General features: G+C 52.6%; 13 protein-coding genes. 9 read left to right on the top strand and 4 right to left on the bottom strand.

The window, feature by feature from the left end; all coding sequences use genetic code 11:
• Positions 1-167: 167 nt before the first annotated feature.
• Positions 168-1,103 (top strand): RluA family pseudouridine synthase, encoded by a 936-nt coding sequence (locus ADH68_RS01275; protein WP_068960128.1) that lies wholly within the window; start codon positions 168-170, stop codon positions 1,101-1,103.
• Between the two features lie 131 nt (positions 1,104-1,234).
• Here ADH68_RS01275 and ADH68_RS01270 read toward each other — a convergent pair whose 3' ends face one another.
• On the bottom strand, positions 1,235-3,214 hold the full coding sequence (locus tag ADH68_RS01270; RefSeq protein ID WP_068960129.1) for a protein-disulfide reductase DsbD family protein: 1,980 nt from the start codon (positions 3,212-3,214) through the stop codon (positions 1,235-1,237).
• Between the two features lie 100 nt (positions 3,215-3,314).
• Between ADH68_RS01270 and ADH68_RS01265 the strand changes: the two genes are divergently transcribed.
• The 8 genes from ADH68_RS01265 (at position 3,315) to fmt (ending at position 8,570) form a co-directional block, all read left to right on the top strand.
• Complete coding sequence (locus ADH68_RS01265; RefSeq protein WP_068960130.1) at positions 3,315-4,082, top strand: glycosyltransferase family 2 protein; 768 nt, start codon at positions 3,315-3,317, stop codon at positions 4,080-4,082.
• Between the two features lie 45 nt (positions 4,083-4,127).
• Complete coding sequence (locus ADH68_RS01260) at positions 4,128-4,718, top strand: CD225/dispanin family protein (protein ID WP_068960131.1); 591 nt, start codon at positions 4,128-4,130, stop codon at positions 4,716-4,718.
• Entirely contained in the window at positions 4,719-5,027 is a 309-nt protein-coding gene (locus tag ADH68_RS01255) for a DUF4286 family protein (RefSeq protein ID WP_068960132.1), read from the top strand.
• 49 nt (positions 5,028-5,076) lie between these two features.
• On the top strand, positions 5,077-5,637 hold the full coding sequence (gene ruvC, locus ADH68_RS01250; protein ID WP_255201335.1) for a crossover junction endodeoxyribonuclease RuvC: 561 nt from the start codon (positions 5,077-5,079) through the stop codon (positions 5,635-5,637).
• Between the two features lie 51 nt (positions 5,638-5,688).
• Entirely contained in the window at positions 5,689-6,681 is a 993-nt protein-coding gene (locus ADH68_RS01245) for a DUF362 domain-containing protein (protein ID WP_068960133.1), read from the top strand.
• Between the two features lie 176 nt (positions 6,682-6,857).
• A complete protein-coding gene (rplU, locus tag ADH68_RS01240; RefSeq protein WP_068960134.1) occupies positions 6,858-7,175 on the top strand; it encodes a 50S ribosomal protein L21 in 318 nt (105 codons plus the stop codon).
• Positions 7,176-7,195: 20 nt separating this feature from the next.
• A complete protein-coding gene (gene rpmA, locus ADH68_RS01235) occupies positions 7,196-7,459 on the top strand; it encodes a 50S ribosomal protein L27 (protein WP_068960135.1) in 264 nt (87 codons plus the stop codon).
• 139 nt (positions 7,460-7,598) lie between these two features.
• Positions 7,599-8,570 carry a methionyl-tRNA formyltransferase gene (gene fmt / locus ADH68_RS01230; protein WP_068960136.1) on the top strand — a complete coding sequence of 324 codons (972 nt, stop codon included), beginning with the start codon at positions 7,599-7,601 and terminating at the stop codon, positions 8,568-8,570.
• A gap of 89 nt (positions 8,571-8,659) precedes the next feature.
• On the opposite strand, the gene ADH68_RS01225 is transcribed toward fmt, so the two are convergent.
• From ADH68_RS01225 to ADH68_RS01215, 3 genes are all read right to left on the bottom strand, one after another.
• Complete coding sequence (locus ADH68_RS01225; protein WP_068960137.1) at positions 8,660-10,471, bottom strand: DNA polymerase III subunit gamma/tau; 1,812 nt, start codon at positions 10,469-10,471, stop codon at positions 8,660-8,662.
• 17 nt (positions 10,472-10,488) lie between these two features.
• Positions 10,489-11,037 (bottom strand): FKBP-type peptidyl-prolyl cis-trans isomerase, encoded by a 549-nt coding sequence (locus tag ADH68_RS01220; protein WP_157755855.1) that lies wholly within the window; start codon positions 11,035-11,037, stop codon positions 10,489-10,491.
• Between the two features lie 62 nt (positions 11,038-11,099).
• On the bottom strand, positions 11,100-11,687 hold the full coding sequence (locus tag ADH68_RS01215; RefSeq protein ID WP_068960139.1) for a LemA family protein: 588 nt from the start codon (positions 11,685-11,687) through the stop codon (positions 11,100-11,102).
• Between the last annotated feature and the right edge of the window lie 22 nt (positions 11,688-11,709).

The following is an 11,709-nucleotide window of genomic DNA, read 5'->3' as shown; positions in this document are numbered from 1 at the left end:
AAAATATTAACGACATTAAACAAATTACCTTCCGTCGGTCATTCGCCGGCATATTTCCGCCCGTTCTTCGGTCGTTATGGGTTCCCATAACTCCCTCATCACAAGCGAAAACCTGCTCGCCGACTGACCGCCCTGACGGTAACATTTATTATTAAATAAGCTCTAATATGCCACGTATATCGCCTGTCACCAACCGTCCCGGCGCACAAAAAGCGCCTTTTCGCCCTGATGTAATAGAGACTTATGTCCCTCAGCAGGACACGACCTTGCTGGCGTTTCTTATCGAGTCGATGCCCGGACGTAAAAGGACTACTGTAAAGGAACTGCTAAAATACAATCAGGTGGCTGTCAACGGCATGCCTGTCACTCAGCACGACACTCCGCTCACCCCCGACGATACGGTAAAGGTGAATCTTACGCGAGAGTTCAAGGTGTTTCACCACCGCAGGGTGAAGCTCGTCTACGAAGATGCCGACCTGCTGGTAATCGAGAAGGGCTACGGGCTGCTGTCGATGGGCAATGACAAGGTGTCGGACGGTACTGCCTATACGATAATGCGCGACTGGGTGAAATGGGAGAATCCCAGGAACAAGCTCTTTATCGTGCATCGCCTTGACCGTGACACATCGGGTCTTATGATGATGGCCAAGAACGAGAATGCCAAGGAGGCCATGCAGCACAACTGGAACAATATGGTGATTTCACGCAAGTATGTGTGTGTGGTAGAGGGATATGTCGAAAAAGACGAGGGCGAGATACGCAGCTATCTCGCTGAAAACAGCAAGCATGAGGTGTACTCTGCCAAAAATCCCGATGAGGGCAAGCTCGCCGTCACACGTTACAAGGTGGTAAAGCGCGGTCTCGGACATACGATGGTTGAGGTGTCGCTTGAGACAGGCCGCAAGAATCAGATACGCGTGCATATGAAAGAGCTTGGCCATCCTATAGCAGGCGACCGTCGATATGGAGCGAAGGCGTCGATAATCCATCGTCTGGCCCTGCACGCACAGACTCTTAGATTTGTGCATCCGGTCACTCGTCGCGATATGAATTTCGACACGCCTGTCCCCGGTTCTTTCTGGAAACTCGTGGGCGGCAAATAATTGAGGAAACTTACTATAATACGAATCCCGCGTCGGGGCAAATTGCCTGGCGCGGGATTCGTATTTGATTGCCGTTTCTGGCCCATTGGACTATGCAATAGTCCAAATAGACATGGGATGTGGAGAGTGTGTTATTCCGCCGCCTTGATGCCTTTTTCAAGGAAGCGGGTGAAGCGCGGAATGCTTTCGTCGTAGGCATAGGGTCCTGACAGGAGCTCGCCGCGGTCGTTGAGTATAACGTAGTAAGGCTGTGCGTTGGCCTGGAGCTTATAGCGCTGGAGATAGCTCCATCGTTCACCGTATGTGTCGAGGCGTATCTGCTTGCCGTTTTCTTCTACGTATTCCGGCTCGGGAAGTTCGCGCTTTTCATCGACCATGAGTTTTATTACCACAAAGTTGTTTTCAATCATGGCCTTTACATCAGGCTCGTCGAGTACGGCTCCCTCCATCTTGCGGCAGTTGACGCAGCCGTAGCCGGAGAAGTCGAGCAGCACCGGTTTGCCCTCTTTCTTTGCGGCGGCCATCCCTTCGTCGTAGTCGGAATATTCGGTGAAGCTCTCGCCGTAGAGGTTAAAATCCTGGGTATACAGGGGTGGTACAAATGCGCTTGCGCTCTTGAGTGGCGCACCCCACAGGCCGGGAATCAGATATACTGTAAACGACAGCGAGGCCACGGCAAGGAAGAAACGCACGGTGCCTATCGAGCGGTCGGCCGGGCCGTAGTGGGCAAAGTTGAATGCGCCGAGCAGGTATGCGCCGAGCAGACCGAATATTACTATCCAGAGGGCGAGGAATGTCTCGCGGTCGAGTATGTGCCATCCGTAGGCGAGGTCGGCCACAGAGAGGAATTTGAGAGAGAGAGCAAGCTCAAGAAATCCGAGCACTACCTTTACCGTATTCATCCAGCTGCCCGACTTAGGCGCGCTCTGGAGCCACGAGGGGAACAGTGCGAAGAGGCAGAACGGTATGGCCAGGGCGAGGGCGAAGCCGGCCATGCCGATTGCAGGGCCGAATTTGTCGCCTGTGCTCGCCGCCTCGACGAGCAGTGTGCCGATGATGGGGCCTGTGCATGAAAAGCTGACGAGTGTGAGGGTGAATGCCATGAAGAATATGCTCAGCAGGCCGGTAGTCTTGTCGGCTGTGGCATCCATCTTATTGGCCCATTTCGAAGGTAGTTTTATGTCAAATGCTCCGAAGAAACTTATGGCGAATATTATGAGGAGGATGAAGAATATTATGTTGCAGGTGGCGCTTGTGGCCAGGTCGTTGAGTTTTGCCGGGCCCCATATTGCAGTCACCAGTATGCCGAGAGCCACGTATATGACTATTATCGACAGGCCGTAGGTCATGGCGTCGGCTACTGCGCGTGCGCGGTTCTTCCCTTTCTTAAGGAAGAAACTTACGGTCATCGGTATCATCGGCCACACGCAGGGGGTGAGCAGAGCAAGGAATCCGCCCGCAAAACATGCTATGAATATGTACCACAGAGATGTGGTGGAGTAATCGGTGGTATCGTCGGACGAGGTTGTGTCGACAGGTGCCCACAGGTCGGCATCGGAAATCTCTGCCTTGGAAGCGACAACAGGAGCGGCGGCGACTGTGTCGGTCACGACAGTGTCGACCGGAGTCTCAGCGGGTGCTGACGCTATTTTGGCATTACCGGCCATGCTGAACGATTCTTTTGCCGGAGGGATGCAGTTGTCGTTGTTGCATGCCGAGTAGCGTATAAGCCCCTCGATGGCGAATTTGCTCTTCGTGGCGGTAAATGCCTGTGTAATTGTGACGCCTTCGGTCCACCAGCTGAGATTGGCGCCGAACATCTCGTCGTATTTCTTGTGAGGAGTCTTGTCGGCTTTCGGATGTCCCTTCAGTTCCACTCCGTCAAGTGCGGTCCATTCTATGGCAAGAGGCTGCGGCCCTATATCGGGGTCTACATCAAGTGAATACATATGCCATCCGGCATCGATAGAGGCAGTCATGACAACTTCACCCTGTGCGTCACCTGTCATTTTCAACTCGGTCGACCAATGTACCGGATCTACAATCTGTGCCTGGCTCCCTGTAGCCCAGAACACCAAAAATACAATAAGAATAGTAATACTACGCTTCATATCGCGGTTTTTGATTTTACGATTGGCAAAGGTAGCGCTTTTTTTTGTAAAGTGCGCTTTTTTCTTTACATTTGCAGGACTGACAAAGTATGCTTTGAATATGGCTCCGTTGTTTTCTATCATTACCGTGACATATAATGCCGCCGATACTCTCCCGGCCACTTTGGCAAGCGTGAAGGAGCAGACGTGTGGCATGTATGAGTATATCGTGATGGACGGAGTGTCGACAGACCGTACTCTAAAGCTCGCCATCGACGCCGGCATACCGCGGGCGCGCATCTACTCGTCGCCCGACAAGGGACTTTACGACGCCATGAACAAGGCTATGGCGCTTGCCACCGGACAGTATCTGATATTTCTCAATTCCGGAGATGCGTTTCATAGCCCCGATACCCTCGAGCATCTTGCCCGGCTTATCACCGACAACGATTTTCCCGGCATCGTATATGGCCAGACTTGTGTGGTCGACTCGTCGCGACGTTATCTTGCCCCTCGTCATCTTGTCGCCCCGGAGGAGCTCACTCTCGATAGTTTTGCCGAGGGGATGGTGGTATGTCATCAGGCATTCGTGGTACTGCGCAAGATAGCTCAGCCCTACAATCTGAAATATCGTTTTTCGGCCGACTATGAATGGTGTATCCGTTGTCTGCAGCGTTCGCGCAGCAATGTCGCCCTTCCTGACAATGAGGTGATGATTGACTATCTTTCGGAGGGGATGACCACACGCAATCGGCGTGCGTCGCTGATTGAGCGCTTTAGGATAATGAGCTATTATTACGGCTTTTTCCCGACATTGATGCGCCATATCGGCTTTGTCGGCCGGTTCCTGCGCCGACGAAGGCTTGAAAAGAGCCTTCCGATAGGATAACAGGTAGCCGATATATTAAAGAATCAAATAATCACATTATAAGATATGAAGTACTATATCATCGAAAATGAGGCTCCTGTAGGGCCTTTTGACGTGAACGAACTCGTTGCCCGCGGTTTGCGCCCTACCGATCTCGTATGGGCCGAGGGTATGGCCGACTGGGCTACTGCCGAGTCGGTGGAAGAGGTACGTATGGCTCTCTATGGACCTAAAAACAATAATATTGACGCGCCTGTGACATCGACTCCTGTACAGGGTGGCGTGTGTCCTCCTCCTCCGGCTCCTCATGCTCCTGCTTATCAGCAGCCGCAGCCCCAATACCAGCAGCCACAGTATCAGCAGCCGCAGTATAATCAGCAGGGACAACAGCCATATCAGCAGCCTATATTGCCACCTGACAATTATCTTGCATGGGCCATCATAGTGACGATACTCTGCTGTGTGCCTTTCGGTATTGTCGCTATTGTTAAGGCCGCTTCGGTCAACGGTCTCTGGAACTCGGGCAACTACGAGCAGGCCTATCGGGCTTCTGCAAGTGCCAAGAAGTGGGTTATTATCACTGCTATCGTTGGTGTCGCCACCAGTCTGCTTTACGGTGGATTTATGATTTTCAGCGGTGTAATGAATTCACTGTAAATGATACTCGTAAATACTACATTTCTTGTAGAGTCGGGCCTTGAAGGAGAGTGGACCGTCTGGGCGCATACGGTATATATACCGACAGCGGTCTCGGCCGGATACCGACATCCGTTGCTCATGCGTGTGTTCTCGCAGGAGGATAACGGAGGCACGACCTACGCGTTGCAGATACAGTGCGACGGCATGCCGGAAGCCTCCGACTGGCTCGACAAGCTACAACCAGTGCTGCTCGATGAAATAAACCGCCGCTGGGGGCAGCATGTGCTCCATTTTACCACGATGATGGAGGAGGTGGAGCGTGTCTGACCTGTCGGCGGCGTCGCAAGCCGCCTCGGGACGATGCCGCAACGAGGCTCTGCGCGAGTGGGAACGTATAATAATAGGAATAGATCCGGGCACCAATGTGATGGGCTACGGCATACTCGGTGTGCGCCGCGGCAAACCGTCCATGATAGCCATGGGTGTGATAAAGCTCAATAAGTTTGACAGTCATTATCTGCGTCTGGGCCATATATTCAGGCGTGTGACCGGCATTATAGAGCAGTATCTTCCCGATGAGATGGCCATTGAGGCGCCATTTTTCGGCAAGAATGTGCAGTCGATGCTCAAGCTTGGGCGTGCGCAGGGAGTGGCTATGGCCGCAGCCATAAGCCGCGATGTGTGTATCACCGAGTATGAGCCTCGCCTGATTAAAATGGCTATTACCGGTAATGGCGCCGCTTCCAAGGAGCAGGTGCAGGAGATGTTGCGCCGCATACTGGATATATCGCGCGAAAGCATTCTCCCCGAACTTGACGCCACCGATGCGCTTGCGGCTGCATTGTGTCACTTTTATGAGTCGAAGAAGCCGGCGATAGCGCGCGGCCCGAAATCGTGGAAGGACTTTATCGCAAAAAATCCCGATAGAGTAAGATAATTGGCGACGGCATCTGTCATGATTGTTTTGTAACGCTAAATAGATTATGGTATGAAGAAAGTAATTTTGTTGTCAATGCTGGCCGTTGTGGCTATGACGGGTATCTGTTCCTGCTCATCCAGGGCCAATGCCGGCAATTCCGGTGACGTCGGGCAGGCCGATTCAGTGCCTGTGGTGTATTACATCAGGGATATCAATCCCGAAAATATTTTGAAGATATACCATGCCCTTGGGCGCAAGGCCGACGGCACAAATGTAGCAGTGAAAATCTCAACCGGCGAATCGGGTAAAAGCAACCATCTGAGTCCCGCGCTTATAGCTCCGTTTGTCAACGAGGTGAAAGGTACGATTGTAGAGTGTAACACCGCATATGGCGGCAACCGGTCTACTACCGCCGACCATCTCAAGGCTGCCGAGGTGCATGGCTACACAGCCATCGCGAATGTTGACATCATGGACGCCGACGGCGACACGGCTCTTGTGGTCGACGGGGGACTGCGTCTCGACAAGAATCTCGTGGGACGCCATCTTGCCGATTATGATTTTCTCGTTGTGCTCTCTCATTTCAAAGGGCATGCGATGGGCGGATTCGGTGGTGCGCTGAAAAATGTGGCTATCGGTATTGCCTCGGCCGACGGCAAAGCATATGTGCACTCGGCCGGCAAGGTTTCCGATCCGGCTGTACTTTGGGATAACATAGCCGAGCAGACTGCGTTTCTTGAGTCGATGGCCGACGCATGCAAGTCAGTGTTTGATATGTATGGTGATAAGAAGCTCTTTATCAATGTGGCCAACCGGTTGTCGGTAGACTGCGATTGCAATGGTAATCCGGATGCTCCCGAAATGGGCGATATTGGCATTCTTGCCTCGCTCGATCCTGTGGCGCTTGACCGCGCATGTGTCGACATGGTCGTCAACTCGGAAGACCCCGGCAAGGCCGCGCTGATCGAACGCATCAACTCACGACAGGGTACACATATTCTCGATGCTGCCGAAAAGCTCGGTATAGGCTCTCAAAAGTACACTCTGGTGACTTTGGAATAAGATTATATCTGGTAATTTCGCCCGTTTTTTGGAAAATTCTGAAAAAACGGGCGAAATTGCTTGGATATGAGTGTAGAAAACGGTAACTTTGTGGGCAATTTTTCCGCACGGGCTCGTAGAAGAAGGCGTTGACGCCTCGCCTGACGGAGTTAACCATCATTACATTAATAAGTTAAATGTACGCAATTGTAGAAATTCAGGGACAGCAGTTCAAGGCTGAGGCCGGCAAGTTCCTGTATGTTCACTATCTCGGCGATGACAAGAAAGAGGGTGAGACCGTAGAGTTTGACCGCGTTCTCCTCGTAGACGCCGACGGTGACGTTAAGGTCGGTGCTCCTACCGTTGAAGGAGTAAAGGTAGTATGCGAAGTAACCGTTCCCCTCGTGAAGGGCGATAAGGTTATCGTATTCAAGAAGAAGCGCCGCAAAGGCTATCGCCGCAAAAACGGCCATCGCCAGTGCTTCACCAAAGTGGTAATCAAAGAAATTGCTTAACCCCCAAATCTTAAAAGAAAATGGCACATAAAAAAGGTGTAGGTAGTTCGAAGAACGGCCGCGAGTCAGAAAGCAAACGACTCGGTGTTAAGATTTTTGGCGGTCAGCGCGCTAAAGCGGGCAATATCATCAAGCGTCAGCGCGGTACTGTGCATCATCCCGGTCTGAATGTAGGCATGGGTAAGGATCACACAATCTATGCCCTCGTTGACGGCGTGGTTGTATTTACCGAAGGCAAGAACGGTCGTCGTTTCATCAACATCGATCCCGAGGTTAAAGCCTAAGCGTTTTACCTGCTGATTAATCCATTTGGGCGCATTCCCCGTCAATCCCGACGCGGTGTGCGCCCTTTTCTATAAGGAAACTAAAAACATGTACAGCCTTGCAAATCGGATTATGCCGATTTGCGGCGTTTATATTACGATGGATAAGAAAGACCTTAAGATAGTATTTCTCGGCACTCCCGATTTTGCGGTCGAGAGCCTGCGCCGTCTGGTAGAGGGCGGATATAATGTGGTAGGAGTCGTGACCATGCCCGACAAACCGGCCGGACGCGGCCACAAGATGCTGCATTCGCCGGTGAAGCAGTATGCCGAGGAGAAGGGGCTTTTCTTGATGCAGCCCCCGAAGCTGAAAGCGCCTGAGTTCGTAGAGCAGCTCCGTTCGCTCGATGCCGATCTCTTTATCGTCATCGCCTTCCGTATGCTCCCCGAAGTGGTGTGGTCGATGCCTCGCTATGGCACATTTAATCTCCATGCCTCTCTGCTTCCGCGATATCGTGGCGCCGCGCCCATCAACTGGGCTGTCATGAACGGAGATACTGAGACCGGCGTGACAACATTCTTCCTCAAGCATGAGATTGACACAGGCGATGTTATTGACCAAAAGAGTATCTCCATAGGGCCTGACGAATGCGTTGGCGATGTGCACGACCGCCTGATGATGCTCGGTGCCGACCTTACGATAGACACCGTCGACCGCATTCTTGCCGGAAATCTATCCTCGATGCCTCAGGATGCGCTTGAGGGTGAGCCTACTTCGGCTCCGAAGATTTTCAAGGAGACATGCCGTATCGACTGGAGCCGTACCGCACGCGAGATACATAATCACGTGCGCGGACTGTCGCCTTATCCTGCGGCATGGGCTCTGCTTCCTCGCGAGGATGGTGGTGAGCCGATTAATGTCAAGGTGTTTGCGACAGCGCTGATTGATGGCACGGATGTCGTTTCTGCTATGCCCCAGGTTGGTACACCGGGAACTATATACACAGCCGGAGGCCGTCTGTTTGTTTCTGCAACTAACGGATGGATTGAGATATTGTCGCTGCAGCCGGCTGGCAAGCGGCGCATGCAGTCCGACGAATTTCTCCGCGGATACCGTCTGGCCTCTATGTAGTTATTATTTGTCTGCGGATAAAATTTGAACTGCACTCCGGAATTTTACTCCCGGGGTGCAGTTCAGTATTTTGTGGGCCTCTTTCTGTCTTATATCAGAGTGATGTGCATGTCCTGAATCATGGTGTTGAGATAGGGACATTTTTTGCGCAGCACAGAGTAGAATTCCGAGTCGGTGAGCGATGTTGCCGTGGCCTGTCCCTTGTTGAGCTCGATTGACAGCTGTACCATATCATTTTTGAGACGGTTGCGCAGTTCGCCAAGCAGCATGCCGAGGTTCGATATAATGCTCCCCTCGATGGCTTCGCTCTCTACGGTCGCGATAAAGTGGTATTCGTTGTGGCGGCGCGGACGGGCGTTGCGCATGGCGTTTGTTAGGAGTTGCTCGGTAGGATGGCTGTCGATAATCTGTTGCCATGCTTCGGCAAATTCCTCGTCGGTAAATTTCTCCGAGCGCTGTTGGGCCGAGGTCTGAGGGGTTGCCGCCGCATTATCGGATGACTGAGTGTTGCCCTTTGGATTGGTGATTGAAAATCCGGGAATACCACCGATGACCGGCATCTTGCCGCGAGGCATGGCAACAGTCGGGCGAGGCATGGCCGGCGCAGTAGGCATATTGTTATTCCTGTCAGGGGAGGCTGCCGGTGTCGGCTGTTGCGGTGTAGCCTGTCGGTTTCCGTAGGTTGCCTGTTGGTCGGAGGCTATAGGTTGCGGTGCAGTGGTGGCTGTCGTTGTTGCCTGCGGCGCTTGTGCCGATGGTTTTATCGGACGCAACTGCCCTTTTCCGGCGCCGCTTTCATGCGGTGAAGGGCTGAGCAATTGGCACAGCTTGATTAGAGTCAGCTCGACAAGCAGCTGCTTGTTTGATGCTGTGCGGTAGTCAAGGTCGGCCTTGTTGCAGAGTGAAATAGCGTTGTAAATGAATGTCGGCTGACACTTTGCAGCTACTTTGGCAAGCGCTTCGCGGGTCTGGTCGCTTGCCTCAAGCAGACACATTGTCTTGGGATTGCCGGCCACCATGAGGTCGCGCAGATGCTGTGCGAGGCCGTTTATGAAGAATAGTGAATCAAATCCTTTCTCGCGTATCTCTTTGTAAATGAGCAGTGCATCTACGATGTTGCCTGTCAGAAACGCCTCGATGAGTCGGTTGTAGTATTCGTAGTCGAGTATGTTGAGATTGTCGATTGCCGAGGCATATGTCACGTTGCCCATCGACGAGGCCGCCACCTGGTCGAAAATCGACAGTGCGTCGCGCATGGCTCCGTCGGCTTTGCGTGCTATGACATTGAGGGCAGCCGGTTCGGCGATTATACCTTCCTGCGTGGCCACATACGACAGATGGTCGACCATATCCTGTATGGTGATTCTGTTGAAGTCATAAATCTGGCATCGCGACAGAATGGTAGGGAGCACCTTGTGCTTCTCTGTCGTGGCCAGAATGAACACGACATACGACGGTGGCTCTTCAAGTGTCTTCAGAAATGCATTGAAAGCCGCGTTGGAGAGCATGTGCACCTCGTCGATTATAAACACGCGGTAATCGGCATTGACCGGAGGCACCTGCACCTGGTCGATGATATTTTTCATATCGTCGATACCGTTGTTGGATGCGGCGTCGAGTTCTACGATGTTAAGCGACGCGCCCTTGTTGAATTCGCGGCATGAATCGCACTCGTTGCATGCCTCTCCGTCGGCATTGCGGTGGCGGCAATTGATGGTTTTGGCAAATATTCGCGCACAGGAGGTCTTGCCTACTCCGCGTGACCCGCAGAATAGATAGGCGTGGGCCAATCGGTTTTTGCTGATTGAGTTGCGCAGAGTGGCGGTGAGAGCCTTCTGTCCGACTACGCTTGCAAATGTCGACGGACGGTATTTGCGTGCCGATACGATATAGTTTTCCATTAGAGTATGGATAGGCGTCAGGGTGTCTCCCAGTCGGGTATGTCCTTCAGCTTCATGTGGAATACAAGGTTGGAGTAGGGTGGCACACTGCTGTAGCCGGTCGAGCCGTAGGCCGACTGGTAGGGGATTACTACCTCGCAGGAGTCGCCTACATGCATGTTCTGAAGGGCAATCTGCCATCCTGACACTACGCTGCTTAATTTAGTCTCGAATATCGAGTCGGTCTGCAGGTAGCTGGAGTCGAATGCCGTGCCGTTGTAGAATCGTCCGATGTATTTTACATGCACGGTCGATGTATAGTAGGGCTTCAGGTTGCCAGCGGTAAGCGAGCGGTCGTTGAACCAATGCATGAGCACATAGCTGCCCTGGTCGTAGGGTGGTACTACGCGGGTGAAGTAGAGGTCGGACGAACCCTCTTCTGTGCGCGCCGCCTGCTCGTCAAGCCAGGAGTTGTTGGCTTCGCGCCATTCGCGGTAGGTGTCCCAGGTGGTCTCGTCGCCTTTGCACGAAGCGAAAGCCGACGCCATCAGTACCGTGCCGGCGAATAATATTGGTAATCTGTTCATTATCTTGATTGGAGTATTTGAGCGGGAGAGTATTCCGAATGCCGCCGCGGAGGGCTGCGGTGTCAGAATTCTACTGTAGGTGCTGTCTGAGCGCCTTCTGTGGCTTTGAACTGAGGCTTGGGTGTAAATCCAAACCATCCAGCATAGATGGTAGTCGGGAATTTCTTTATAGCTGTGTTGTAGTCCTTTACGGCCTCTGTATAGCGCCCTCGCGCTACTGAAATGCGGTTTTCTGTACCTTCGAGCTGCACCTGCAGGTCGCGGAAATTCTCATTAGCCTTGAGGTCGGGATATGCCTCGCTTACGGCAAGAAGTGACTTCAAAGCGCCGGTGAGCTGGTTCTGAGCCTCGGTGAAGCGCTGGAGATTCTCCTCGGTAAGTTCATCGGCATTGATGTTTACGGCCGTTGCATTGGCACGCGCCTGAGTCACTTCGGTGAGTGTCTTCTCCTCATGTGTGGCATAGCCTTTTACGGTAGCCACGAGGTTGGGTATCAGGTCGCTGCGGCGCTGGTACTGGTTTTCTACTTCGGCCCACTGCTGGTCTACCGTCTGCTGCTTGTCAACAAGTGAGTTGTAGTTGCACGAGCTGAGTCCGGCCATGCAGAGCATTCCGGTGGCAATGGCTGTTATGCGGTGTTTGAGTGTCATGATTCTTGCTTTTTATTGTTTG

This window comes from Muribaculum intestinale, assembly GCF_002201515.1.
Taxonomy (GTDB): domain Bacteria; phylum Bacteroidota; class Bacteroidia; order Bacteroidales; family Muribaculaceae; genus Muribaculum; species Muribaculum intestinale.
The sequence above is the reverse complement of the archived record's forward strand: the minus strand, read 5'-3'. Positions and strand labels throughout refer to the sequence as shown.